Genomic DNA, 24,231 nt, shown 5'->3' on the forward strand with positions numbered 1-24,231 from the left:
TCTACCACAAAGCGCCAGCGTTCACCTGTATATCTTCCAGCGTCAACGCCGGGGCCGCATCCGAGCACAAAAACGCCACCAGATCAGCAATCTCGCTGGGCTGCACCAGACGGTTCTGCGGATTGGCGTTTGCAATCTCGGCAATGACATCTGATACATCGCGCCTCTCAGCATCGGCCACCTTGGCCGCCGAGCCGTGCAGCATGTCTGTCTCCACCCAGGTCGGGCTGACGCTGACACAGGTGACCCCATGCGGCGCCCCCTCCAGCGCGGTCGCGCGGGTCAGCCCCAAAAGCCCCGCCTTTGAGGCGCAATAGGCGGCGTGGTCAGGTTTGGCCGTGTGGGCCGCCGTGGACGCAATGTTCACAATCCGCCCCCAGCGAGCCTCGATCATATCCGGCATTACCTGACGGCTCATCAAAAAGGGGCCAGTCAGGTTGGTCTCAATCACATCGTTCCAGGCGTCGATGTTGTGAGAGGCCACTGGTTCTTTGTATTCAATTCCCGCCGAATTCACCAAAATCCCCACCGCACCAAGGCGATTTTTGACCGCCATGCAAAACGCTGCGACGGACCCCTTTTTGCGCACATCCAGCGGGGCGATAAAGACATCTTCGCCCAAGCTCTCGCGCGCCTTATCCTGCTGCATCGGGTCAGCCCCACGCCTTGCACCGATGGCAACACGGAAGCCTTCGGCCATCAGCACGCGGGCAATCTCAAGACCGATCCCGCTCAGCCCACCTGTGACAATCGCAGTTCGGCTCATGTCCCGCCCTCCATTTCACTGTTAATCCATGCACTTGCATCACCGACCCGCAACCCGCCATCTCGATAAAGGTCGAGCAACTCCAGCAACCGATCGCGCCCGAACGACGCAAAATGCCCAGCATGAATCACCCGGATGGGCAACTCCCGCAGACGCGCATGAGACTCAGCCAGAACCTCGGCTTCCGAATGGTAGAGGTCATCAATCAGATCGCCATCATAGATGACATCGCCACTAAAGAGTGTCTCGTTGGCCTTGTCATAAAGTGCAATGGACCCCGGTGAATGCCCCGGCAGGTAAAACACCTGAAACACCCGGTCGCCCAGATCAATCACATCGCCCTCATCCAGATACCCTGTCAAAGGTGCGGGTTTCACACGATACGCCCTGTGATCAAACCCCGCATAAGGCAGTGCCGTAAACGTCTCGGCCCGGACATAGCCTGTATCCGCTACCGTATTCTGCGCCGTTGGACGCGCCATAACGTCGGCCTCGGCCGGGTGCCCGCATCGGTGCGAAAACTCGTGCAGACCCCCGGCGTGATCAAAATGCGAATGCGTCATGATCGCTGTCAGAGGCCGCGCGCTCAGCTCTGGCACCTCGTCCAGCATGGGACGCAAACCCATGCCAGTGTCGATCACCAGATCCCGGTCCCGCCCTTGCACATGCCAGATATTGCACCGCAGCCACGAGGCCACATGCGGCTCATGAATATGCACCACACCCTCTTCAATCTGCTTTGCAGCAAACCAACGTGACGCAACCTCAAGTCCCACATAGCCCCCCTTTGACGCTGACACACAAAAGAAACGCTAACCGCTTGGTCTGTTCAAATCCAGCACAGCGGAGGATTAGGTTACTCATTTTTGATTGACTTGCCAGTCAATAAAGATTTTGTTTGGCCTCAATCCAAGGTCGTATCATACTCGGCCTCAATAAAAGAACCAATCAACGGGGAGAATACACAATGAAAGCTAAGTCCTTGATTTCTGCGGCAGTCATGGCATTGGCCGGCTCTGGCATGGCACTCGCGGATAGCAGCGATCCAATCAAGATTCCGATCAATGAATGGACCGGACAGCATATCTCGGCCCACATCACGGGCACGCTCTTCAAAAAAGCGGGCTACGAAGTGGAATATGTGACCGCCGGTGCGGTACCACAGTTTGCCGCCATCGCTCAGGGCGATCTGCACCTGCAGCCAGAGGTCTGGACCAACAATGTCGGCGACATTTATCCCAAAGCCGTGGAAAGCGGCGATATCGTTGTGCTGGGCCAGCTGGGGCTGCAGCCGCAAGAAGGCTGGATTTTCCCGCCCTATATGAAAGAGAAATGTCCCGGCCTACCGTCCTATGACGCACTCTACGAATGCGCCGAGGCGTTCGCTGCTGCCGACACGTTCCCCAAGGGACGCCTGATCACCTACCCGGCCGACTGGGGCACGCGCTCCAAGGATGTGGTGGGCATGATCGAACTTCCGTTTGAGCCCGTTGCGGGCGGCTCTGAAGGCGCGATGATCGCCGAGGCGAAATCAGCCGTGGCCACGGGCGATCCAATCCTGATGATGTTCTGGCAGCCCCATTGGCTCTTTGCCGATATGGACATGGAATGGGTAGCCTGGGATGCCGCCGACGGTGAGTGCGTTGAGGAATCTGGCCAGGAACGTGGCAAGGCCTGCGGCTTCCAACAGGCCACAATTGACAAAATCGCCAACAAGAACTTTGCCTCTGACTACCCCGGTGCCAACGCGATTTTCGAGGCCATGTCTCTGGACAATAGCGTCCAGAACGCTCTGATGCTGGAGATCGACCAAAAAGGCCGTCCACTGGAAGAAGTGGTTGCCGAATGGGTCGACGCCAACGAGGCGACATGGAAGCCATGGGTGGACGCAGGCCTGGCGGCCAAGCAGTAACCTTTTGAAAACTTTGAGCAAAGGCCGGGGTCATTCCCGGCCTTTGTCACCTTGCAAAAAGCCCGTATCCCATGACCTCATCATCTGAAATCCGCCTGTCCTGCCGCAATATCTGGAAAGTCTACGGCAGGGAGCCTGAGCGCTATTTCAAGGACGACGCGGCGACGCATGATCCCAAAGCGCTGATTGGCAAAATGCGAGACGAAGGGGCCATCCCCGCAGCGGCCAATGTCAGCTTTGATGTGGGTGTGGGCGAGATTTTCGTCATCATGGGCCTTTCCGGCTCTGGCAAATCCACTGTGGTGCGCTGTTTGTCCAGGCTTGTCGACCCGACCCACGGCGAAGTGGTGCTGGATGGCGAGGACCTTCTGGCCAAATCAGACAAGGACATGATCCAGGTGCGCCGCCACAAGATCGGCATGGTGTTTCAGAACTTTGGCCTGATGCCGCATTTGTCGGTCTATGAGAACATCGCCTTTCCCCTTAGCCTTCAGGGAACCACGCCTGCGGATGCCAAACCTCGGGTGGACAAAGTTATTGATCTTGTGGGGCTTCAGGGCCGCGAAAAAAGCTATCCGCATCAGCTTTCAGGTGGTCAGCAACAGCGCGTCGGGATCGCCCGATCGCTGGCGGTGGACCCTGATCTGTGGCTTCTGGACGAGCCGTTTTCGGCGCTCGATCCGCTCATTCGGCGGCAGATGCAAGACGAATTCCTTCGTATTCAGAATGACTTGCACAAATCCATCGTGTTCATCACCCATGACTTTCTGGAGGCCCTGCGCGTGGCCGACCGGATGATGATCATGCGCGGCGGTGAGGTCGTCCAGACCGGTACACCGGCCGAATTGATTACCAACCCGGCTGACGATTACGTGGCCGAGTTCACCAACGATGTGCCGCTGGTGCGCGTACTCTGCGCCCATGAAGTCATTGATGCCGATGCTGTCCCCGATGAAGGTCGCCCTTGCGTTCCCGCCCAAACACCGGTTGAGATGCTCTTGCCCATGCTCGCCGCGCATCCCGAAGGCGTGGCTGTAGAACGCGCAGGCACAGTTGAGGGTATCGTAACCGCGCAAAGCGTGATCTCGGCGCTCGCCCGGCTGTCCGATCAAGATGACGCAAAAGCCGAGGCCACGGCATGAGCGAGACGCGCACGCATTGGGCGTGGTTCGCGCTGATTGGCCTGACGCTGGTGACATTGGGGTTTCGCGATCGGCTTGACTGGCTGATGTCCTTCCCAGAGGCGTGGGAGGTTCCCCTCACCGACTGGCTCAACGCGATCATGGCCGTGATTATCGACACGTTCGGCCCATTTTTCCGCGGGTTTTCCTCTCTGATGGACCATCCCATGTCCTGGGTGCGAACCATTTTGCAATCCACGCCCTGGGCGCTCACCATCGGGTTGCTGATGCTCGCCTCTTACGCCGTCTCCGGCGTCAAGCTGGCGATTTTTACATTCTTCGCCATGTTTTACATGGTCCTGATCGGATACTGGTCAGAGTCCATGAACTCACTCGCACTGGTCCTGATCTCAGTACCCATGGCGGTCATGATCGGATTTGCCGTGGGCACAGCGGCCTTTTATTCAGACCGCGCCGACCGGATCATCTCGCCCACGATGGATGTGCTGCAAACCATACCGGTCTTTGCCTATCTTTTGCCCATCCTGCTGCTCTTTGGCTTTGGGCCGGTGGTCGGCCTCATCGCCTCGATCCTCTATGCTGTGCCGCCCATGGTGCGCAATACGACCCTTGGCCTCAGACGCGTCAATGAAGAAGTCATCGAAGCGGGTACGATGGCCGGAGCCACGGCCATGCAAATGTTCTGGCGCGTGCGCGTGCCAAACGCGTTGCGGCAGATCCTTTTGGGCATCAACCAGACCATGATGGCGGCCTTTTCGATGATCATCATCGCCTCGATCATCGGTGGCACCTCGGATATCGGCTGGGAGGTTCTCACCCAAATCCGCAAGGCCAACGTGGCCGAAGCCATTCTTGCAGGCATCGTGATTGCCCTTATGGCCATGGTCATGGATCGGCTCACCGCTCAGGCCGCAACAGCACGCGCGCCGGATGGCGGGGACGAGCCAAGCTTTGTCGAGCGCAACCGCTACTGGATTGCCGCAGGTGTTCTGACCATCGCCATCCTCGCTCTGGCGCAGGTCTTTCCGTTCCTCAAAAGCTACCCGCAAGCGTGGGAGTTCTACCCCGCACAGGCGATGAATGACGCCTTCAACTATGTGCTGGTGGAATACGCCGCCGCCATCAAGACGATCAAAACCTTCGCTTTGTTCTACATCATGCTGCCGGTGAAATCCGGGCTGGAGCAAACCATCAGCCCGTTTTCCTGGGGCTTTGAATTCACCACGCCGATGAAAATCGGCTTTGGTGTCGTGATGTCGGGCTTCGTGGCCTATGCCGCCCTGCGCGGCCGCATGAACCTTGCCATCGGTATCGCGCTGGCGACCATTCTCATCTATTTCGGCATCACCCGCCTGCCCTGGCTGTCTGTTGCCGCTGTCATGGTCCTGCTCGCCTGGCAGGCAGGCGGCGTGCGGCTGGCCATTGGCACGGGCATCGGCCTTGTGTTCCTGATGGTTGCGGGCGTCTGGCCCGAAACCATGGTGTCCTTTTATCTCTGTGGCATTGCCGTGCTGCTGTCCTTCCTGATTGGCACCACGCTGGGCGTTCTGGCTTCGGAAAACGATACCGTCTCGGCCTTTCTGCGCCCGATCAACGACACGCTGCAAACCATGCCGCTCTTTGTGATCCTCATCCCCTTCGTGATGTTCTTCAAACTGGGCGATTTCACCGCCCTTCTGGCCATCATGGCCTATTCCATCGTGCCTGCCATCCGCTATGCTGAGCACGGGCTGCGCGGAATCTCCCCACAGGTGGTAGAGGCCGCTCAGGCCTGTGGATGCACACGCATGCAAATGCTCTGGCGGGTGCGCCTGCCCTTGGCCTTGCCGCAGCTCATGCTGGGCCTCAACCAGACAATCATGTTTGGCGTCGCGATGCTGGTGATCACCGCGCTTGTCGGCACAAGCGACCTTGGTCAGGAAATCTATATCGGCCTTAACAACGGTGACTTCGGCGTCGGCATGGTGGCGGGGATTGGCATGGCAATTCTCGCAATGATCGCCGACCGCATGACCAAAGCCTATAGCCGCAAAGGTCAGGCCGCGCTCGGTCAGGCCTGATCAGGCAGGTCTCCGCGCCCTCAGGCCCAGCGCCAAAGGCTCCATCAACCCGGCCAGCAGGATGAGCGGCAGGCCCACCATTTCGCGCCAGCCAAACGGCTCACCTGCCCAGATCGCCGCCGAGACAGCCGCCACAACAATTTCTGCCATGAAGAGCAGCCCCACAAGCCCCGGATTGAGCTTGGACGGCGCATAAATCGAGGCATATCCCCCTGGAATAATGAGCAAAAGCGCCACGGGCAAAAACCAGGTCAAAACGCCGCCAAACGCGGTTCCGCTCGGTGGCGTTGCCGTGCCTTGCGAGGTGGAGACCAGCGCCACCGCAACAGACACAAGCGCCGCGACAAGAAAGAAATTCGTCGCCTGCGTCGCGATACGCACGCGTTTTTCGGTAAGGATCAAAGTACAGCCCAGCGCCCAGAACACACCTGAGATCAGCCCGAACCAATCTCCCCAGACCCTCGGCAGGGGTAGCCCAGACTCATCCGAGAACACAACCATCATGCCGGCCACGCCCAGCGTAATCGCCGCCCAACGGTACCACGTCATCCGGTCGCCGAGGAATGCCCAGCCCAGCAGGAACCCCCAGATCGGCATGAGGTAAAACAGCAAAACTGCCCGCACCACATCGGTGTAAAGCAATGCGGCGGCATAAAGCGCATAGGCACAGCCCCCCAGAATGCCACCCAAAAGTGCCCGGCCCAACCGGTAATCCGCGCGAAGCACCCAGACCAACGGCAAGCAGATCAGCGCGGGAATGCCTGTGAAAAACGCCATCGCCCAGGGCGCATCAAACCCGCCCTCTTCGACCAGCCGCAATGGCAGCCAGAAGATGCCCCAGCACATCCCCGCAAAGAGGCCAGCCCACACAGCCAGTCGGTTGCCGTCTGTCATGTCACGCTTTCACAGATGTTAGGGGCGTTCTGGTATATCCACCAGTTTGCCGCGGGGAATTTCACAAGCCTTATCATAAAGCGGCGTTTCCGCCAGCATCGCGGGATGCATCTGACCGTCATTGCCCTCGACACGCACGTCTGTGCCGGGTCCGACCTCAGCGCTGTCCATCAGCGCATAGCCAACCCCGTTTTGCAGATAGGGTGAAAAGGCCCCGGCGGTCACACGCCCGGCCACTGCGCCGTTCCACTCCACGCGCCCATGAATACGCGGTGTGGCGTCCGGACAGAGGATGCCATGCAGGCGTTGGCGTTTATCGGCTTTCTCCAGCGCCGCTTTGCCGATGAAATCACTCTTGTCCATCGCCACGAAACCACCCAACCCCACATCGTAAGGCGTTGTTGTTTCGTCGAAATCTGAATTGGCGTTGAGAATTCCGGCCTCCAGCCGCCGTATGTTCATGGAATCCAGCCCAAACATGCGCATCCCATGCGGCGCGCCTGCCTGTTCCAGATGCGCCCAGAGCGCGGGCGCATCATGATGCGGCTCGGTGTAGAACTCCCAGCCCAGCTCATTGGTGTATCCTGTCCGCGTGATCAAAACCTGCTGCCCGCCGAAATCAACCCATGCACTGCCGAAATAACCAAAAGGCGACGGAATGCCGTCTTTGGCTGCCACCGCGAGGATGTCCATCGAGGTCGGGCCCTGAATTTGGCTCACATTGATATACGTGCCGATGATCTCAACATCCATGCCATTGGCATGCGCACGCGCCCAGTTGATGAAGTCGCCATCGGCCTGCACATACCAATACCGGTTTTCCTCTAGCCGGGCGAACACGCCATCGACGAGCAAACCGCCATTGTCAAAACACGCAATTCCATAGCCACAGCGCCCCACCTTCACCTTGGCGACGTTGTTCACAAAAAGCAGGTCCATCAGTTTGGTCGCATCGGGGCCAACGATCTCAATCGGCCATTCCCCGGTGTGCAGGCACGCGGCCTTGGTTCGCAGCAGCCAATAGCCCTCATCGGTGTCCAGATCATCCATGTAAACGCACATGAACCGGCGGTTATACACGGTGTAATGCGGGCCGTGTTTGGCCTCGAGATCGTGATATACATGCCGGTGCATATTGAAATCCCACCCCGACCCGGGGCGAGAGGTGATCAGATCACGGGTTTTGCCATCGCTCGAAATCATGTGCCTGTCTCCGGATCCAGATTGGCCCCCAGTGCTTCGGCCACCAGATTTTGAAAATGATGCACTGCGTGTTCACTCAGCTCGGTCTTGCCCGCATCCACGACGAACCGGCCCTGATTGTACCCGCTTGATTTCAAACCTTTTTGAACGCTTTCACAGAGACCAATGTCCTCAGGTTGCAGCACGTCGATCTGATAGTTGATCGCATCGCGCAGCTGATCGGTGACTTTGCCGTCCTTCACAAACCAATCCTGAAACTCGACGCAGTGCTCTGGCGCGGTCGGGTTCATCTGCAGCACCGAGAGGTTGGCCTCTCCGGGATAGGCCCAGATGGTGAAATTCGGCCAGACGTACCAACCCGCATAGCCGAAATCGACGTCACCGGGCTGGAATGAAAAGGCGCGGTTGCTCAGCGACTTGGGGTTCCCCGCGCATTGGCTGGAGTAATATTTCGACGTGACCGTGCGGTAGCTGTCCATGTCCACAAGATCGACGAAATCCTTATGCGCCGGGTGGCAATGGTAGCATTCGAGGAAGTTATCCACGAGCACCTTCCAGTTCGCCTCGACCTCATAGCTATCGCGCTGCGCAAACTGCAGATCATCTACCGACGGGACATAATGACGAATTTCTGACTCCAGATCGCCCATTTGTTCGGCGAATGGGATAGCATCAGCATACAGATTGACCAAAACCAGACCACAGAACACCTCAACCCGCACCTCCTTGAGCGAGAATTGCGATTTGTCGAAACCTTTAACGGTTTCGGTATTCCGCGCTGATTTCAGTGTGCCGTCAAAGTCAAACGCCCATGCGTGGTAGGGACAGGTGATGACGTTCTTGCGCCCCGTGCCGGATACCAATTCATGCCCCCGATGCGGGCAGACATTGTAAAACGCCTTGAGATCGCCAGCCCGCGTCCGCGCAACAAAGACATTTTGCTCGTGAATACGCACCGTAAGAAACGCGCCCGGCTCGGCCACCTGGCTGACATGCCCCGCATAATTCCAACTACGATAAAAAATCGCCTGCTTCTCATGCCCCCAGATCGCGGGGTCATGGTAGAACCGGGCGGGCAAGGTGTAGCTATCGCTGGGATCGGCCCGAAAGGGCAAATCGCCGGGCATAAGGTTGAGAATCGGAAGGGTCATGGCATCCTCCTGTTGGCGCGTGTTGACAGATCACCATATTACCTTTGATCATGGCAAACGCTGTTTTCTACACCATTTGCCAAAGAATAACTTATGCGAAAGCCACCCACGCCCCCGCTCGATCTATTGGAGCCTTTCGAAGCCTCTGCCCGCTTGGGCAGCTTCACCCGCGCCGCCGAAGAACTATCCGTCACGCAATCGGCCATCAGCCAACGCGTACGCAAACTTGAAACCTTGCTGGACACCAAGCTTTTTGATCGTGGCCACCGGGCGATCACCCTCACCCCGGAAGGGCGCGAGCTGCTCAACGGGGTTAGTGTCGCGCTGCAACATCTGACCTCAGCCACTCATTCCCTGCGCCAGCGCGAAACGCGGCCCATCGTGCGGCTTTCCGCGGACACCTCCATCGCCCAGCTCTGGCTGATGCCAAGGCTGGAAAGCTTTCTGCTGGGGACACATGGACTGGCCATAGACCTGACGGTGTCTGACAACGAAGACGAGGTGTTGAACTCGGATGTGGCTATCCTTCACGGCTCTGGCACTTGGTCCGGGTTTACCGCAGAGCTGCTCTTTCCAGATGAGATTTATCCCGTCTGCGCGCCCACTTACATGGCCAGACACCCAATCCGCGCCCTTCCCGACCTGCTGGAGGCCGAACTCATTGACCTCGATTACATCCACTGGAACTGGATCAACTGGGGCATCTGGCTCACCGAGGCGGGGCTGGACCCGGCGCGTGCCCGTACGCTCTTGCGCACCAACAGCTACATGGCGCTTCTGGATGCCGCGCGGATGGGTCTTGGCGTGGCTCTGGGCTGGGGACCGATGATGGATCAGGACCTTGCCAAAGGTACGTTGATCCGGCCCCTGCCCACCTCTGTGCGCCCCGCCTATGGCTACTATCTTCTGGTGCGCGATACCTCGGATGAGAGCGCAGACAGACTTGCCCGGCATCTAAAAACCGTTACCTTGATCACTTAGAGCAACCAAAGCACGGCGGTGTCGGATTCAGACCTGCCAAAGTCGATTGAAGCTCTGGTCAGTTTGGTGTTTGCTGCTTTTATAAGAAGAGAAAAATTATAGGGAGAAGGCCGATGCGCTATCATGCGCCTGCGACCCTTGAGGATGCAACACAACTGCTTGGGTCAGAGCTTGGCGATTGCCGGATTTTGGCCGGGGGCACAGACCTTTTGGTTCGGATGCGCTCGGGCTTTGCCGAACCGGACAATATACTGGATATCAAACGCATCGCGGGAATGCGCGACATCACCGCCGAGGATGGCGGATGGCGTCTTGGTGCGGCTGTCTCGGGGGCCGAGATGGGCGAGCATGCTGGTCTGACCGCTGACTGGCCCGGCGTGGTTGAAGCCGCGGGTCTCATTGGCTCGACCCAAATTCAGGGGCGCTGCACCGTGGTCGGCAATCTGTGCAACGCTTCCCCTGCTGCTGATAGCGTACCGGCCCTCGTGGCGGCGCGTGCTGTGGCCCGGATTGCAGGCCCGAACGGCACGCGAGACGTCGCTGTGGAAGACGTGCCCACAGGCCCCGGCCAGACCTCCTTGGCCAAGGACGAATTCGTCGCCTCGATCTTCTTACCCAAGCGCCCTGAGAACGCAGGCGATGCCTATCTGCGCTTCATCCCGCGCACGGAAATGGACATCGCCGTGGTGGGTTGTGGTCTGTCGCTGACATTGGATGGGTCTGGCACCTGCACCGACGCGCGTGTGGCCCTTGGCGCGGTTGGGCCCAAGGTCATCATCGTTGAAGACGCCGCCAAGGCTTTGATCGGCACCAAGGTGGACGAGGCCGCGCTTGATGCGCTTGCCGCTGCCTGTTCCGCCGCCGCCACCCCCATCGCCGACAAACGCGGCACGGTAGAATTCCGCACACATGTGTCCGGCGTGCTGGCCAAACGCGCCGCGAAAATCGCCGTATCCCGCGCAGGAGCTTGAGATCATGAGCAAAATTCACGTCACCACAAAGATCAACGGCGACCCGACCGAGTTCCTCTGTGAACCTGACGAGACGCTTCTGGATGTGCTGCGCGACCGGCTGGGCATGACCGGCTCGAAGGAAGGCTGCGGCACGGGCGACTGCGGGGCCTGCTCGGTCACCGTGAATGGCCGTCTGGTCTGTTCCTGCCTTGTGCTGGGGGCCGAGGCCGAGGGGGCTGAGGTGGCCACCATCGAAGGCATGGCCGAGGGCGATCAGCTTCACCCGCTGCAGCGGCACTTCATAGAACACGCCGCCCTGCAATGCGGCATCTGTACACCCGGCATTCTTGTGGCGGCCAAATCTCTGCTCGAACACAACCCCGACCCCACCGAGGAAGAGGCACGCTACTGGCTGGCGGGCAATCTCTGCCGCTGCACGGGTTATGACAAAATCATCCGCGCCGTAATGGCTGCGGGCAAGGAAATGCGGGAGGCATCGTAATGGCACTCGACAGCAAACAAGTTCTGGATACACGGGAATTCAAGGTTGTCGGCACGCGCGTGCTGCGGCCCGATGGCGTGGATAAAGTGACCGGCAAGGCGCGGTTTGGCGCAGATATCACAGCGCCGGGCATGCTTGTGGGGCTGGTGCTGCGCTCACCGCACGCCCATGCCAAAATCAAATCGATTGACACCTCCGCCGCCGAGGCGATGGAGGGTGTGCATGCAGTGGTCACCGCCGCAGATTTCGCACCCATCGAGGATGATGATTTCACTGCAGATATCCTCGACAACTGCATGGCACGTGAGAAAGCCCTCTATGACGGGCATGCCGTCGCCGCCGTTGCGGCCAGCTCCAACCACATCGCCAAAAAGGCGCTGAAGGCGATCAAGGTCGATTACGAAGTGCTTGACCATGTGACGGACGTGGATGAGGCCATCAAACCCGGCGCACCGATCCTGCACGCGAGCGGCGGCAATGAATCCGTGCCCGAAGGCAGCAGCAAAAACATCATGGCGCGCTATGAGTTTGGCCATGGCGATGTCGAGACCGGGCTGAAGAACGCCGACCGCGTGCTGGAGCGCAGCTACAAGACCGAGGCGACGCATCAGGGCTATATCGAGCCGCACGCCTGCCTTGCGCAGATGGGTCCCGATGGGCAGGCCGATCTGTGGTGTTGCACCCAAGGGCATTACATGGTGCGCAACACCTGTGCCGCCATTCTGGGCCTCGACCAAGGCCAGCTGCGCGTCACCGCGTCTGAGATTGGCGGCGGTTTTGGCGGCAAGACAACAGTGTTCCTGGAACCTGTCGCCCTGATGCTGGCCAAGAAATCCTCGCGCCCTGTGAAAATGGTCATGACCCGGTCCGAGGTGCTTCGGGCCACAGGGCCGACCGCCTCAAGTTCGGTTGATGTCCGCATCGGCATGACCAAGGACGGTCTGATCACCGCCGCGAGCGCCGAGCTGCGCTATCAGGGTGGGGCCTATGCCGGGTCGCCTGTGGAATTCGGCTCAATGTCAGCCTTCGCACCTTATGACCTTGAAAACGTGCAGACAATCGGCTGGGACATCGTCACCAACCGGCCTAAGCAAGCCGCCTATCGTGCCCCCGGCGCGCCCATGGCGGCCTTCGCGGTGGAATCTGCCATTGACGAACTGGCCAAGGGTTTTGGTCTTGATCCGTTGGAAGTGCGTCTGAAAAACGCTGCGCGTGAAGGCACGGTGGCTTCTTATGGCCCCACCTATCCGGCGATTGGTCTGGAAGCGACTTTGCGCACGGCCAAAGACCACCCGCACTGGACTGCGCCTTTGGGTGAAAACCAAGGTCGCGGCGTCGCCTGTGGCTTCTGGTTCAACTTTGGCGGGGACACCTGTGTGTCGCTCAACATCACGCCCGATGGCACCGTGACGGTCAGCGAAGGCAACCCTGACATCGGCGGATCGCGTGCGTCGATGTCGATGATGGCCGCAGAAGAGCTGGGCATTCCTTATGAGAAGGTCCGCACGATTGTGGCCGACACCGGTAGCCTTGGTCAGAACGAAGTCACAGACGGCTCTCGCGTGACCTTTGCCGTGGGCCTGGCCACGATTGAAGCTGCACGTGCCGCCAAGCGCGAGATGTGCAAGCGCGCCGCGATGGCCTGGGGCATCGAGCCCGAGGCGGTGGAATGGAAAGACGGTGCCGCGCACCCGGCAGGCCCCAATGCGGGCACACATCCGCCCATGAGCCTCGCAGAAATTGCAGCCATTGCCTCCAACACAGGCGGGCCGATTGCGGGCCACCATGAGGCCAACCCCGAAGGCGCTGGCGTCAGCTTTGCCACCCATATGGTGGATACCGAAGTGGACCCCGAAACAGGTGCAGTGAAGATCCTGCGCTATACGGTCTTCCAGGATGCAGGCAAGGCTGTGCATCCCGACTACGTGGAAGGCCAGTTTCAGGGCGGTGCCGTGCAAGGCATCGGCTGGGCGCTGAACGAGGAATATATCTACGGCGAGGATGGCATCCTGCAGAATGCAGGTTTTCTTGATTACCGCATCCCCGTCGCCTCAGACCTGCCGATGATCGACACCGTGATTTTGGAAATCCCCAATCCGGGCCACCCTTACGGCGTGCGCGGTGTGGGCGAGACATCCATCGTGCCCCCCTTGGCCGCCATCGCCAACTCGGTGAGTGCGGCGTCTGGTGTACGGATGCAGGATTTGCCAATGTCACCCCCCAAGGTATTGAAAGCCATACAGGATCAGTGATGTGACGTCCCGGGCCAGCCCCGGGACCTCCACCCGAGGCGCGCCATGGTCAAAGTGAAAATCTGGGGCTCTCTGGCCGCCTTTGCCGAGGATCAGCGCGAGGTAGAGGTTGAGGCCAGCACCTTGCGCGAGTTGCTGGAGCGGCTGGGGCATAGTTACCCCGGCCTCAAACCGCAACTGGAGCGCGGCGTGTCCGTCTCAATTGACGGGCGGATTTACAATGACAGCTGGTTCCAGCCGATCAAGCCCGATAGCGAAGTGGTGCTTCTGGCGCGGTTAAAGGGGGGATAGGCCGGACGTCGCACCGACCGATCCAAGTAAATCCACGCCCACAAATTCAAGATGTGATATCTCTTCGACCCTCTTCACCATTCGTTAGCTTCATGCAGCTAAGAGACGAAAAAACGTCGCCTGGTCGTGCCTGTTCCCACGATCACGTTCCCGTCCGACGAAGACCGAAGAGAAATTTACGTGAACCAGAAAACGTCAGTCACCCTCGACCAGGAAAGACCATTCGAATTTGACGAGCTGTTCTTTTCACGCACGGACGAGCGCGGAGTCATTCAGGCCGGAAACAGCGTTTTCCAATCCATAAGCGCGTATTCCTGGGATGAAATACTTCATGCGCCACATCGTCTTATCCGCCATCCGGACATGCCGCGTGGCGTTTTCTGGCTGATGTGGGACACCATTCAAAAGGGCAACCCCATTGGCGCCTATGTTAAAAATCTTGCAAAAGATGGATGCTACTACTGGGTGTTTGCGGTTGTGACACCCATCGAAGGTGGATTTTTGTCCGTCAGGCTCAAACCAAGCAGTACGGTGTTCGAAGCCGTCAAAAAGCAATACGCAGATTTGCGGGATGCCGAAGTGACGCAGAACGTGTCGCCCAAAGAAAGTGCGGCTCGACTAACAGATCATCTCGCAGCTTTGGGATACGACAGCTACAGCGCTTTCATGGCACAGGCGCTCAGCCTGGAAGTCAGCGCGCGGGATGAACATCTGGGCCGTACGAAGGATGCGAGTCAAACTTGTTTTGAAAGACTCGCCAAATCAGCGGAAGACTTGCTTTACTGCACGAGCAACATTGCCGATGTGTTTTCAAAGAACAAACATATCCCGCTGAACCTGAAAATTCATGCTGCACAGCTTGGCGATATTGGCACACCGATTGGGACAATTTCGGACAATTACACCATGATTTCCAACGAGATTCAGCAGCAAATGTCTGAATTTGTTAGGAATTGCCACAACGTGTCACAGGCGGTTGGCAAGGGTTGGTTTTTGACCAGCACGGCCATGGTTCAGCGCCAGGTCATCGACTTTTTCCAATACGAAGAGACCTGTGAGGCCGTCAATCAAGACGTAGAGATGCAGCATCTGCGCGCACAACAGCAAAGCTATTCCGAGCAGGCGCTCAAAGGGTTGCGTGCAATATCGTCTCAAATCGAGCTGTTTTCGCAATCCTGCGCGGAAATGCGACGACTATCGACCAGTCTCAAGGTCATCCGGGTCATCGGTAAGATCGAAAGCGCATCGATCGACAATTCACTAAACAACCTCGATCACCTGATCGATGATCTGGGACAGTTTCAATCGGTTCTGGGCGAAGGGTTGGATGCCGTAGATGTTGCCAACAAGCATATGCGTAGCGACGTCGACATCTTGATTGGGCGTCGGGCAGCCGCCTGAGACGCGCATTTTTTATGTTGGACCGGATTCCCTGGGCGGTGCACGACGAAAACGGCTGCGACATGACCTTTGCAAAGGCGCATGTTTGCACAGACGCTGGATGCGGACCAAAGGCATCGTTCATCTAAAGTGTCACACCGCCCCCTCCAAAAACTTCAGGACAGCTTTAGAAAACACTTCCGGGCGCTCCACCAATCCCAGATGCCGCAGCTCTGCGACAATCTCGACCTGGGCCTCTGGCATCTCATGCGCGATGGCCCAGCTCATGGCGGGGGTTGAGCCGCTGTCATGTTCGCAGGTCATAACCAATGCAGGTGCATCTATAGGCGGATCGGGCCGAATGAGTTCCGTCACACCGGCCGCCAGAACATAGCGGTGGGCGGCATAGTTGGCCGGGTCATTGGCTACGACGATCTGGCGCACTCGCGCCACGACATCCAGATTTTCGGCGTGAAAACCCTCGCTGAACCAACGTTTGAGTGCGGCATCTACGGTGGCCTCCGGCCCGCCCACTGCACTGTCGCGTGCGGCCTTTTCGTACATCGCCTGCGCCTCCGGTTCGCGTTCATGCGGAGAATTCAGGATCGCCAGCGCCGACACGCGCTCGGGATGATCGAGCGCCACGCGCCGGTTGATCATGCCGCCGAGCGAAAAGCCCACCAAAGCCGCCTGCCCAATTTGCAAATGATCCATCAGATCAACGAGTTGCTCGGAAAGCGCGGTCAGAGTGACCTCACCTTCGGGCACCGCACTCTCACCATGCCCCAAAAGATCATAGCTCAGCACGCGATACCGTTGGCTCAGCGCGGGCAACATCCCGTCCCAAGTGATCTGACGGTTCAGACCCAGCCCGTGGATCAGCGCCACAACGGGCGCATCTTCGGGACCTGTCAGGTCATAAGCGGTGCCGTTCCACATCATACCCCCGCCGGGTTATCGAGATCATGACCCATCTCTTCGAGATCCTTATACCGATCCCCAAGCCGGTGATTGGGATGTCCGCCCACGGACGCGCCCAGCGCCACGATGATCTCATCCTCGGCCGGCGCATCGGGCACCGACACATGAATGGTCTGATAATGAGAGCGCCGCCCGCCATCATCCTTGTCCATCAGCGGGATGATCAGCGATGCCCCGGCGGCCCCGCGCGTATTGGCAAAGGACATGTAGGATTTGGCCTTTAGCGCCTCGCGATACTGGTTGCCGAACCAGAGCGTGTGGGTCATCCCCTGCCCATGTTCCTGTTCGCCGCCCATGCCGACGAGCGAGGCCTTGCCATAGCCTTCGACCTTGCCGTCCGAGGCTTGCATGATCATGTCAGTCAGAAGCTTGCCCAAAACCGGACCGTGACTGCGGATCTCGGGGCTCATATCCTCCACATGGCCGCGTCCGAACCACGGGTTCTTTACAATCACCAACGCGGCATAAAGCTTGGTCGGTTCCGCCACATCTTTCCAGCCTTCCCGGTAGGTGGTCTGTTCCACCATCAGCGTGCGTCTGATTTCGACTTCGTTCTTATCCGGCATGGGCCAGCTCCTGTTGCGCAAATTCTGGCATCACCTTATCGATGAAAAGCTGCAGGCTGCGTTTTTGCAGGTCCATGTCGGCCCCCATCGAAGCGTAGTAGACAAAGGCATCCGCGCCAAAGGCCTGATGCGCCTTGAGTTTTTCCACCACCTGAGCGGGGCTGCCGAACATCAGGTTCTCTTCCAGCATATCCGGGTCCACCCGAGCGTTGCCGTCAAGCTCTTCCAGAGGCACTTGTTCCGGGAAACCGTTCAGTACCTCGCCACGTTTCATCATCAGGTTGCCGAACTGACCCAAGACATGCCGGATTGCGCCCATGGCACCTGCCCGATCCTGTTCACTTTCATAAACAGCAGTGTGGCGCATGATGGCCCAAGTCCCCTTGAACGGCTTACCAGCCGTCTCGACCGCATCCTTGAGCCGCTTGGCATAGGTTTCCACTTCACTCATCGGCATGGTGAGCGGCCAGCTGAGAATGTTGCACTCATGTTCGACGGCGTAGTCGAACGTAATCGGCGCACGCGCGGCCACCCAAACAGGGACCTCCGACTGCACCGGTTTGGGACAGGATGTGGCGCTTGGGAATTGCCAGAACTCGCCGTCATGGGCATAGTCGCCCTCCCACAGCTTTTGCACCACGGGCAGCATTTCCTGCATATACCGCCAGCTGTCTTTCTGATCGAGGCCAGGCTTCATCCGGTCGAATTCTCTTTGATAAGCCCCTGATCCGATGCCAAATTCCAGACGCCCGTCGCTGAGCAGGTCAAGCATCGCGGCTTCCCCGGCAAGGTTGATGGGATGCCAGTAGGCCGCGTTCACAACTCCGACGCCCAGACGGATGTTTTTGGCATGCTCGCCCCACCAGCCCAGGATCTGAAACGGGTTCGGCGCAATTGTCATCTCCAGCGCGTGATGCTCGGCGGCCCAGGCAATCTCAAACCCGGCAGCGTCAGCCATTTTGACCATCTCCAGCGTATGATCGCGCACCGCCTTCATGTCTGTTTCGGGCGTCATGCGTTCCAGATTGATCGCAAGATGAAATTTCATATCCGTCCCCTTTCAGGTCAAAAGTTTTTCGGCATACCACCCGGCGAACCGCGCGACATTGGCCTCTAGAAGTGGTTGGAACCGCCCTTGCGCTGCGTCGGGCGCAGCCAGGCCGCGTTGTTGGTTTTCCAGGGCCGGGATGTCCTCATCAATCGCGGCATCGAGCCGAGTGTGATAGGCGGCAAGAGCCTCATCCGCGCCCGGTCGATCCAGCGTTTCGCGTGGGAAACACGCAGTTTGAATAACGCGGCATTGGTTTGGCCCCAGCGGATAGGCCTCATAAACCCAAAGCGCATCACGCCCTGCCGCGAATGTCATGTTGGGAAAGACCCACGTATAGCGCACGCCCTCTGCGGCACGGCCCGACAGCCCCGGCATGGGTGGGAGCGCTTTGTCCTGTTCGTCCTGCAAAAGTCCGCCAGTGCCCTCAGTCGGGCCAAACTGCGTGGCAAAGGCCCCCTGCACCGCGTCGGGCGCATCGGGCGGCAGATAGACATCGTCAATCGAGTCTGCATGCACGAAGGGCAGGTGGTAATATTCGTTAAAGACCTCCAGAAAGGCCTTCCAGTTGCAGCCCACGACCATCTCCCGGCGGCGCGTGGTGACGAGGTTTTCCAGTGGCCAGGGCGCATGAATGGCCGGGAACTCAGCCAGAACCGTATCGAGCGCGGGCGCGTCGGGATTGAGGCAGATAAAAGCAAAGCCAAGCGACTCTTCGGCGCGATAGGTTTTGAGACCATAATCGGCCTTGTCAAACCCCTCTACCGCATCCATCTCAGGTGCCGCGACGAGCCGTCCGTCCAGCCCATAAAACCACGAATGAAACGGGCAGCGCAGACCGCGACAGGTGCCCTGCCCCTCGACAAGCCGCGCGCCGCGATGGCGACAGGTATTGGCAAAGGCGCGCAACCCTCCATCTGTGTCGCGCAACAGAATGATCGCCTGCCCGGCCAGATCAAGTGCGACGTAGTCCCCCTGCGCCTTCACCAAATCGGCGCGGCCTACACCGATCCACCCCCCGCGGAAGAGCCGGTCGGCCTCTAGCGCCTCAATCTCCACGTCGTTGTAACACCGCGGCGGAATGGAGTAGGCCTGCTCTGCCGGGGCACGGCAGGCTTGCAAGGCGTGTTGGAGGGCGTCGTCGAGGGCCATCGCTCACCTCATCTGAAACGGGTTGGCCATAGGCGCGTCCGACAGGTTCACCCAGACTGTTTTGGGGCGGGTGTAGTCGTAGACCGCCTGAAACCCGCTCTCACGGCCATAGCCGGAGCCTTTGACACCGCCGAACTCGGCAATGGGAGAGATCACGCGATAGGTATTCACCCAGACAATCCCGGCCCGGACATTGCGTGCCATACGCACCGAGCGCGCGGAATCGCGGGTGAATATCCCCGCCGCGAGGCCGTGCTTGGTCTGGTTGGCCAAGGCCAGTGCCTCTGCTTCAGTTTTGAACCGCAACACACTGAGAACCGGGCCAAAAAGCTCTGTGTCCACGATGGTCAGATCGGGCGACGGGCAATCAAGAATCGTTGGTTGAAAGAACATGTCGCTTGCCGCATCCGCCCGCGCCCCGCCACATACCAGACGCGCGCCCTCCGACACAGCGCCTTTGACCTGCGCCTCGATATGCTCAAGCTGCCCATGGGTGCAGAGCGGGCCCATCTCGGTTTCTTCCGCCATGGGATCGCCAATGCGTATACCAGCGGCAATTTCTGACATCTTTTCAAGGAACTGATCTGCGACAGTCTCGTGCACGATAAGGCGACTACCTGCCACGCAGGATTGCCCGGAGGCACCGAATATACCGGCCACGCTAGCGTTGACCGCGCTTTCGATGTCGGCGTCTTCGAAAACGATAAACGGGGATTTCCCACCCAGTTCCAGGCTGACCTCAGCAAAGTTTTCCGCCGAGTTGTGGATCACATGCCGCGCGGCCATGGGACCACCGGTAAAACTCACCCGCGCCACCAAAGGATGCGAGGTCAGCACCTTGCCGCACGGGTCGCCATGGCCGGTCAGGATGTTCACCACCCCATCGGGAATACCCGCTTCGGCAACGAGCTTGCCAAACTCAAGGATTACGGCAGGCGCATGTTCCGAGGTTTTGAGCACCACGGTATTACCAGCCGCCAGAGCCGGGCCGATTTTGACCGCCGTGAGGAAAAGCTGACTGTTCCAGGGGACAATGGCGGCAATCACGCCCAAGGGCTCACGTTCGGTAAAGGCGAACATGTCGGGCTTGTCGATGGGCAGGGTCTTTCCCTCAATCTTATCCGCCGCCCCGGCGTAAAAGTAAAAGAATTCAGCTATATATTTGGCCTGCCAGCGGGTTTCCTTGAACATCTTGCCGCTGTCGCGGGTCTCGATCTCTCCCAGTGCCTCTGAGCGATCCGCCAGCAAATCGCCCAGCTTGCGCAGGCACGTCCCACGCTGGGTGGCCGTCATGGACGCCCATGGCCCCTCATAGCAGGCGGCATGCGCCACCTGCACAGCGCGATCCACGTCCTCTGCCGTGGCCTCGGGCACACGCGCCCAGACAGCGCCAGTGGCCGGGTTGAACGTCTCAAACGTGCCGCCATCGCTGGCCTGCGCCCACGCCCCACCGATCAACATGGAATAGCTCTCGACCATCGTGTCCTCCTCCCAAAGGCTGTAACGAGGGTCGATCCCCTCAACACGCCCAGTCTTGCACGGAAATACAATTCTTGAAATCGAATTGTTTTGCAGATTAAGTTCGGATTATTCGAATTATTGACCGAGCCACTTTTATGAACCTTGCCGCCGTCCAAACCTTTCTGTCCATCGTCGACACCGGAAGCCTTGTGCGGGCCTCACAAGAGCTGAACGTCACGCAATCAACCGTCACAGCCCGGCTCAAGACGCTGGAAGACGCGTTGGGCCAGCAACTTCTCAATCGGCAGAAATCCGGCACGACTCTGACCCCTGCAGGCGCGAAATTCCTACGCTATGCGCGCACGATGACCGGGCTGTGGCGGCAGGCGAAATATGAGACCGCCCTGCCCGCTGGTCTGGCCTCGGTCTGCACTTTTGGCTGTGACCGAGAGCTGTGGCACGGGCCGGGACGGGCGTTTTTCAACGGCGTGGTGGGCGGGCGCGATGACATGGCGGTGGCAGTGCGTCAGGGCAGTGCGGCGGAATTGGAAAACTGGCTGGCCGAGGGGATGGTGGACGTTATCCTGACCTATGATCAGGTGGCGCGCGGGTCGCAGACGGTGCATCCGCTTCCTCCCGAAGAGCTGGTGCTTTATTCAGACCGGCCTGACACGCCAATCGACAATGATCCGCTTTACATCTTTGTCGATCACGGCGCGGAGTATCGCCAGCAGCATGATGAATTTTACCACCATGCCGGAGTGGCACGGATCAGCTTTGACAGCTCCTGGTGGGCGTTACAGCACATGCTGGAACATGGCGGGTCTGCCTATCTGCCGCGCGCTTTGGCTGCGCCCTATGTAGAGCAGATGCGTTTGCATCTACCAGCAGAGGCACCGGTGTTTTACCGCAAGAAAAGCCTGATCGTGCGGGACACGGCGGCGCGCAACTGGACATGGTTTGCACCGCTGGTAGAGGCCTTGTCCGCGCCTGTGGCCTAAGTGCGTGCATCTTGCTTTGACTCTACCGCGCCTGCATGGTTCGCTGCGCGCGACAAAGGACCAAGACCATGACCCATATCCTTGCCATTGATCAGGGCACAACCTCCAGCCGGGCGATCCTGTTTGACGATAAACTGAACGTCACCGCCACAGCACAAGAGGAATTCACCCAGCATTTCCCTAATTCCGGCTGGGTCGAGCATGATCCGGATGACATCTGGGCCACCACCGCCGCGACCTGTCGTAGCGTGATCGAACGTGCAGGCATCAATGCAACCGACATCGCCGCCATCGGCATCACCAATCAGCGAGAAACCACCCTTGTCTGGGATCGCACCACCGGCAAAGCCATTCACAACGCTATCGTCTGGCAGGACCGGCGCACGGCGGAGTTTTGTCGTACTTTGAAAGAGGCCGGGCACGAAGAGATGGTGACCGAGCGCACGGGGCTTTTGCTCGATCCGTATTTCTCGGGCACGAAACTGGCCTGGATCCTGGATCAGGTAGAGGGCGCGAAGGCCAAAGCCAAGGCGGGCGATCTGCTTTTCGGCACGGTCGATTGCTATCTCATCTGGAAGCTGACGGGCGGCAAGGTGCATGCCACAGATGCGACCAATGCCGCGCGCACGCTGCTTTATGACATCCGCAAAGGGGCCTGGAGCGAGGAGATTTGCACGCTATTGGATGTGCCCATGCAAATGCTGCCCGAAGTGCGCGACAGTGCGGCGGATTACGGCAGCACGCGCGCGGATCTCTTTGGTCGCGAAATCCCGATCCTGGGCGTGGCGGGCGATCAGCAGGCCGCGACCGTGGGACAAGCCTGTTTCAGCCCGGGCATGATGAAATCGACCTATGGGACGGGGTGTTTTGCGCTTTTGAACACTGGCGACACGCCGGTGCGGTCGCAAAACCGGTTGCTGACGACTATCGCCTATCAGTTAGACGGCAAGCCAACCTATGCACTGGAAGGGTCGATCTTTATCGCCGGGGCCGTTGTGCAATGGCTGCGGGACGAGCTGAAGGTCATTAAGGAGGCGGGCGAGACCCAAAGCCTGGCCGACGCGGCCGATCCCAATCAATCGCCCATTCTGGTGCCGGCTTTTACCGGGCTGGGCGCGCCTTATTGGAACCCTGATTGCCGTGGCGCACTTTATGGCATCACGCGGGGCACCGGGCCTGCGGAACTGGCGCGGGCCGCGCTGGAAAGCGTGGGGTTCCAAACCCGCGACCTGCTTGAGGCGATGACCGCCGACTGGAGCGCATCGGGGACAGAGCAGGTTTTGCGGGTTGATGGCGGGATGAGCGCATCGAACTGGACGATGCAGTTTCTGGCGGATATCTCCGGCGCGCCGGTGGACCGACCGAAGGTGCTAGAAACCACGGCACTTGGAGCCGCTTGGCTCGCGGGCATGCAGGCTGGAGTTTATCCTGATCAGGCTGGGTTTGCAGAGGCCTGGGCTCTGGAGGCGCGATTTGAGCCAGCGATGGACAATGACCTCAGAGAAACGCGCTACGCCGCGTGGAAACGCGCTGTGGCGGCAACGATGGCCGTGTAATTGCAGAGAAATTCAATTTGACTTGATTTTAAACGCTATTTTTCAGACAATATGAAAATGGCGATCAAAATTGACATGCTTCGTTGTTTTCTGACCGTGGCCGACCGCGGCAACCTGAGTGATGCGGCCAAGGAGCTTGGACGCACGCCCTCTGCGGTGTCGATGATGTTGCAACAACTGGAGGATCACATCGGTGCACCGCTGTTCAAACCGGGGCGCAAGTCGCACCTGACCCGGCTGGGCGAGTTGGTGCGCATTGAAGCCAAACGAGAGCTCAATCATTTCGACCGCACTGTGGCTGCGATTGAGGGGCTGTCGCGCGCCGAAGCGGGTCATGTGCGGTTGGCTGTGACGCCCTCAGTGGCCAAGGTTCTGATGCCGCATGTCCTGCGCAGCTTTGCCAATCACCATCCGGATGTGCGCATCGGCATGCGCGACATTGACAGCGCCAGCATCGGCCACGAGCTTCAGGCAGGGCGCGTCGATATTGCACTGGCCAGCCTGCGTCCGATGCCACGGTTCGAACGACACTTGCTGTTCTCTGACCGGTTTGGTGTCATCTGTCCCGCAGATCATCCTTTGACAAAAAACTGGGACGATCTGGGTTGGTCCGACCTTCAGGACACGCCTTTCATTGCCAATGATCTGGGGCAATTGATCCCTGATCCAGAATTTCGCCGCATTCAGGATAGCGCCACGCTACATGTCCGAAACACAGCTTCGATCCTGAGCCTTGTGCGCGCAGGTATGGGCGTGACCGTCTTGCCGGAATTGGCCGCGTTTGATGCTGGTGATGACCTGACATTCTTACCGCTGTCGGACAAAACGCTCCGGCGTGAGATTTGGATGCTGACACCGCCGGATCAGGACATGTCCCCTGCCGCGGTGGCTTTGGCAGAGGTCATTCGCAATCAGAACATTCGCCTTGCGCATGTCTGAATACAGATAATCTGAAATTTCCTAAACAATTTCTCGTTTG

General features: G+C 58.9%; 22 protein-coding genes. 12 read left to right on the forward strand and 10 right to left on the reverse strand.

The window, feature by feature from the left end; all coding sequences use genetic code 11:
- Position 1 precedes the first annotated feature (1 nt).
- Both RZ517_RS13715 and RZ517_RS13720 read right to left on the reverse strand, forming a co-directional pair.
- Positions 2 to 766, reverse strand: a complete 765-nt coding sequence (locus RZ517_RS13715) for an SDR family NAD(P)-dependent oxidoreductase (RefSeq protein WP_338548745.1) — start codon at positions 764 to 766, stop codon at positions 2 to 4.
- The gene (locus RZ517_RS13720; protein ID WP_338548746.1) at positions 763 to 1,542 is read right to left on the reverse strand and encodes an MBL fold metallo-hydrolase; all 780 of its coding nucleotides are present in this window, start codon (positions 1,540 to 1,542) and stop codon (positions 763 to 765) included. The genes RZ517_RS13715 and RZ517_RS13720 overlap by 4 nt, the downstream gene beginning before the upstream one ends.
- A 191-nt stretch (positions 1,543 to 1,733) precedes the next feature.
- On the opposite strand from RZ517_RS13720, the gene RZ517_RS13725 reads away from it, so the two are divergent.
- From RZ517_RS13725 to RZ517_RS13735, 3 genes are all read left to right on the forward strand, one after another.
- On the forward strand, positions 1,734 to 2,678 hold the full coding sequence (locus RZ517_RS13725) for an ABC transporter substrate-binding protein (protein WP_338548747.1): 945 nt from the start codon (positions 1,734 to 1,736) through the stop codon (positions 2,676 to 2,678).
- Between the two features lie 71 nt (positions 2,679 to 2,749).
- Positions 2,750 to 3,820 carry a quaternary amine ABC transporter ATP-binding protein gene (locus RZ517_RS13730; protein ID WP_338548748.1) on the forward strand — a complete coding sequence of 357 codons (1,071 nt, stop codon included), beginning with the start codon at positions 2,750 to 2,752 and terminating at the stop codon, positions 3,818 to 3,820.
- Entirely contained in the window at positions 3,817 to 5,880 is a 2,064-nt protein-coding gene (locus RZ517_RS13735; RefSeq protein ID WP_338548749.1) for an ABC transporter permease subunit, read from the forward strand. Before RZ517_RS13730 ends, RZ517_RS13735 begins: the two co-directional genes overlap by 4 nt.
- Here RZ517_RS13735 and RZ517_RS13740 read toward each other — a convergent pair whose 3' ends face one another.
- The 3 genes from RZ517_RS13740 to RZ517_RS13750 are packed head-to-tail and all read right to left on the reverse strand — an operon-like array spanning position 5,881 to position 9,128.
- Positions 5,881 to 6,774 carry a DMT family transporter gene (locus tag RZ517_RS13740; RefSeq protein WP_338548750.1) on the reverse strand — a complete coding sequence of 298 codons (894 nt, stop codon included), beginning with the start codon at positions 6,772 to 6,774 and terminating at the stop codon, positions 5,881 to 5,883.
- Positions 6,775 to 6,792: 18 nt separating this feature from the next.
- On the reverse strand, positions 6,793 to 7,977 hold the full coding sequence (locus RZ517_RS13745) for an aminomethyltransferase family protein (RefSeq protein WP_338548751.1): 1,185 nt from the start codon (positions 7,975 to 7,977) through the stop codon (positions 6,793 to 6,795).
- The gene (locus tag RZ517_RS13750; protein ID WP_338548752.1) at positions 7,974 to 9,128 is read right to left on the reverse strand and encodes an aromatic ring-hydroxylating oxygenase subunit alpha; all 1,155 of its coding nucleotides are present in this window, start codon (positions 9,126 to 9,128) and stop codon (positions 7,974 to 7,976) included. Before RZ517_RS13750 ends, RZ517_RS13745 begins: the two co-directional genes overlap by 4 nt.
- Positions 9,129 to 9,221: 93 nt before the next feature.
- On the opposite strand from RZ517_RS13750, the gene RZ517_RS13755 reads away from it, so the two are divergent.
- The 6 genes from RZ517_RS13755 (at position 9,222) to RZ517_RS13780 (ending at position 15,508) form a co-directional block, all read left to right on the forward strand.
- Positions 9,222 to 10,109, forward strand: a complete 888-nt coding sequence (locus RZ517_RS13755) for a LysR substrate-binding domain-containing protein (RefSeq protein ID WP_338548753.1) — start codon at positions 9,222 to 9,224, stop codon at positions 10,107 to 10,109.
- A gap of 113 nt (positions 10,110 to 10,222) precedes the next feature.
- Entirely contained in the window at positions 10,223 to 11,080 is an 858-nt protein-coding gene (locus RZ517_RS13760) for an FAD binding domain-containing protein (RefSeq protein WP_338548754.1), read from the forward strand.
- A 4-nt stretch (positions 11,081 to 11,084) separates the two neighbouring features.
- On the forward strand, positions 11,085 to 11,564 hold the full coding sequence (locus RZ517_RS13765; protein WP_338548755.1) for a (2Fe-2S)-binding protein: 480 nt from the start codon (positions 11,085 to 11,087) through the stop codon (positions 11,562 to 11,564).
- Positions 11,564 to 13,816 carry a xanthine dehydrogenase family protein molybdopterin-binding subunit gene (locus RZ517_RS13770; protein WP_338548756.1) on the forward strand — a complete coding sequence of 751 codons (2,253 nt, stop codon included), beginning with the start codon at positions 11,564 to 11,566 and terminating at the stop codon, positions 13,814 to 13,816. Before RZ517_RS13765 ends, RZ517_RS13770 begins: the two co-directional genes overlap by 1 nt.
- Before the next feature lie 45 nt (positions 13,817 to 13,861).
- Positions 13,862 to 14,107, forward strand: coding sequence for a MoaD/ThiS family protein (locus RZ517_RS13775; RefSeq protein WP_338548757.1), 246 nt, complete (start codon positions 13,862 to 13,864; stop codon positions 14,105 to 14,107).
- Positions 14,108 to 14,287: 180 nt separating this feature from the next.
- Positions 14,288 to 15,508, forward strand: a complete 1,221-nt coding sequence (locus RZ517_RS13780) for a PAS domain-containing protein (protein ID WP_338548758.1) — start codon at positions 14,288 to 14,290, stop codon at positions 15,506 to 15,508.
- A 132-nt stretch (positions 15,509 to 15,640) separates the two neighbouring features.
- Here RZ517_RS13780 and RZ517_RS13785 read toward each other — a convergent pair whose 3' ends face one another.
- The 5 genes from RZ517_RS13785 to RZ517_RS13805 are packed head-to-tail and all read right to left on the reverse strand — an operon-like array spanning position 15,641 to position 20,713.
- On the reverse strand, positions 15,641 to 16,429 hold the full coding sequence (locus tag RZ517_RS13785) for an alpha/beta fold hydrolase (RefSeq protein WP_338548759.1): 789 nt from the start codon (positions 16,427 to 16,429) through the stop codon (positions 15,641 to 15,643).
- Complete coding sequence (locus tag RZ517_RS13790; RefSeq protein ID WP_338548760.1) at positions 16,426 to 17,034, reverse strand: amino acid synthesis family protein; 609 nt, start codon at positions 17,032 to 17,034, stop codon at positions 16,426 to 16,428. Before RZ517_RS13790 ends, RZ517_RS13785 begins: the two co-directional genes overlap by 4 nt.
- Entirely contained in the window at positions 17,024 to 18,082 is a 1,059-nt protein-coding gene (locus RZ517_RS13795; protein ID WP_338548761.1) for an LLM class flavin-dependent oxidoreductase, read from the reverse strand. The genes RZ517_RS13790 and RZ517_RS13795 overlap by 11 nt, the downstream gene beginning before the upstream one ends.
- Before the next feature lie 12 nt (positions 18,083 to 18,094).
- The gene (locus RZ517_RS13800; protein WP_338548762.1) at positions 18,095 to 19,234 is read right to left on the reverse strand and encodes an aromatic ring-hydroxylating oxygenase subunit alpha; all 1,140 of its coding nucleotides are present in this window, start codon (positions 19,232 to 19,234) and stop codon (positions 18,095 to 18,097) included.
- A 3-nt stretch (positions 19,235 to 19,237) separates the two neighbouring features.
- Positions 19,238 to 20,713 carry an aldehyde dehydrogenase gene (locus RZ517_RS13805; RefSeq protein WP_338548763.1) on the reverse strand — a complete coding sequence of 492 codons (1,476 nt, stop codon included), beginning with the start codon at positions 20,711 to 20,713 and terminating at the stop codon, positions 19,238 to 19,240.
- Positions 20,714 to 20,850: 137 nt separating this feature from the next.
- On the opposite strand from RZ517_RS13805, the gene RZ517_RS13810 reads away from it, so the two are divergent.
- The 3 genes from RZ517_RS13810 (at position 20,851) to RZ517_RS13820 (ending at position 24,191) form a co-directional block, all read left to right on the forward strand.
- Positions 20,851 to 21,696 (forward strand): LysR family transcriptional regulator, encoded by an 846-nt coding sequence (locus RZ517_RS13810; protein WP_338548764.1) that lies wholly within the window; start codon positions 20,851 to 20,853, stop codon positions 21,694 to 21,696.
- A gap of 68 nt (positions 21,697 to 21,764) precedes the next feature.
- Complete coding sequence (gene glpK / locus RZ517_RS13815) at positions 21,765 to 23,252, forward strand: glycerol kinase GlpK (RefSeq protein WP_338548765.1); 1,488 nt, start codon at positions 21,765 to 21,767, stop codon at positions 23,250 to 23,252.
- Positions 23,253 to 23,309: 57 nt separating this feature from the next.
- Positions 23,310 to 24,191: a LysR family transcriptional regulator gene (locus RZ517_RS13820; RefSeq protein WP_338548766.1), complete on the forward strand. Its 882-nt coding sequence runs from the start codon at positions 23,310 to 23,312 to the stop codon at positions 24,189 to 24,191.
- Positions 24,192 to 24,231: the final 40 nt, after the last annotated feature.

It is taken from the genome of Roseovarius sp. S88 (assembly GCF_037023735.1).
Classification (GTDB): Bacteria; Pseudomonadota; Alphaproteobacteria; order Rhodobacterales; family Rhodobacteraceae; genus Roseovarius; species Roseovarius phycicola.

Excerpts from the sequence above, each read along its gene's own strand:
- RZ517_RS13790 (WP_338548760.1), bottom strand. The coding sequence starts at position 17,034 with ATGCCGGATAAGAACGAAGTCGAAATCAGACGCACGCTGATGGTGGAA.
- glpK (WP_338548765.1), top strand. The coding sequence starts at position 21,765 with ATGACCCATATCCTTGCCATTGATCAGGGCACAACCTCCAGCCGGGCG.
- RZ517_RS13730 (WP_338548748.1), top strand. The coding sequence starts at position 2,750 with ATGACCTCATCATCTGAAATCCGCCTGTCCTGCCGCAATATCTGGAAA.
- RZ517_RS13820 (WP_338548766.1), top strand. The coding sequence starts at position 23,310 with ATGGCGATCAAAATTGACATGCTTCGTTGTTTTCTGACCGTGGCCGAC.
- RZ517_RS13810 (WP_338548764.1), top strand. The coding sequence starts at position 20,851 with ATGAACCTTGCCGCCGTCCAAACCTTTCTGTCCATCGTCGACACCGGA.
- RZ517_RS13805 (WP_338548763.1), bottom strand. The coding sequence starts at position 20,713 with ATGGTCGAGAGCTATTCCATGTTGATCGGTGGGGCGTGGGCGCAGGCC.
- RZ517_RS13775 (WP_338548757.1), top strand. The coding sequence starts at position 13,862 with ATGGTCAAAGTGAAAATCTGGGGCTCTCTGGCCGCCTTTGCCGAGGAT.
- RZ517_RS13755 (WP_338548753.1), top strand. The coding sequence starts at position 9,222 with ATGCGAAAGCCACCCACGCCCCCGCTCGATCTATTGGAGCCTTTCGAA.
- RZ517_RS13800 (WP_338548762.1), bottom strand. The coding sequence starts at position 19,234 with ATGGCCCTCGACGACGCCCTCCAACACGCCTTGCAAGCCTGCCGTGCC.
- RZ517_RS13735 (WP_338548749.1), top strand. The coding sequence starts at position 3,817 with ATGAGCGAGACGCGCACGCATTGGGCGTGGTTCGCGCTGATTGGCCTG.
- RZ517_RS13750 (WP_338548752.1), bottom strand. The coding sequence starts at position 9,128 with ATGACCCTTCCGATTCTCAACCTTATGCCCGGCGATTTGCCCTTTCGG.
- RZ517_RS13715 (WP_338548745.1), bottom strand. The coding sequence starts at position 766 with ATGAGCCGAACTGCGATTGTCACAGGTGGGCTGAGCGGGATCGGTCTT.
- RZ517_RS13725 (WP_338548747.1), top strand. The coding sequence starts at position 1,734 with ATGAAAGCTAAGTCCTTGATTTCTGCGGCAGTCATGGCATTGGCCGGC.
- RZ517_RS13795 (WP_338548761.1), bottom strand. The coding sequence starts at position 18,082 with ATGAAATTTCATCTTGCGATCAATCTGGAACGCATGACGCCCGAAACA.
- RZ517_RS13745 (WP_338548751.1), bottom strand. The coding sequence starts at position 7,977 with ATGATTTCGAGCGATGGCAAAACCCGTGATCTGATCACCTCTCGCCCC.
- RZ517_RS13760 (WP_338548754.1), top strand. The coding sequence starts at position 10,223 with ATGCGCTATCATGCGCCTGCGACCCTTGAGGATGCAACACAACTGCTT.
- RZ517_RS13765 (WP_338548755.1), top strand. The coding sequence starts at position 11,085 with ATGAGCAAAATTCACGTCACCACAAAGATCAACGGCGACCCGACCGAG.
- RZ517_RS13740 (WP_338548750.1), bottom strand. The coding sequence starts at position 6,774 with ATGACAGACGGCAACCGACTGGCTGTGTGGGCTGGCCTCTTTGCGGGG.
- RZ517_RS13770 (WP_338548756.1), top strand. The coding sequence starts at position 11,564 with ATGGCACTCGACAGCAAACAAGTTCTGGATACACGGGAATTCAAGGTT.
- RZ517_RS13785 (WP_338548759.1), bottom strand. The coding sequence starts at position 16,429 with ATGATGTGGAACGGCACCGCTTATGACCTGACAGGTCCCGAAGATGCG.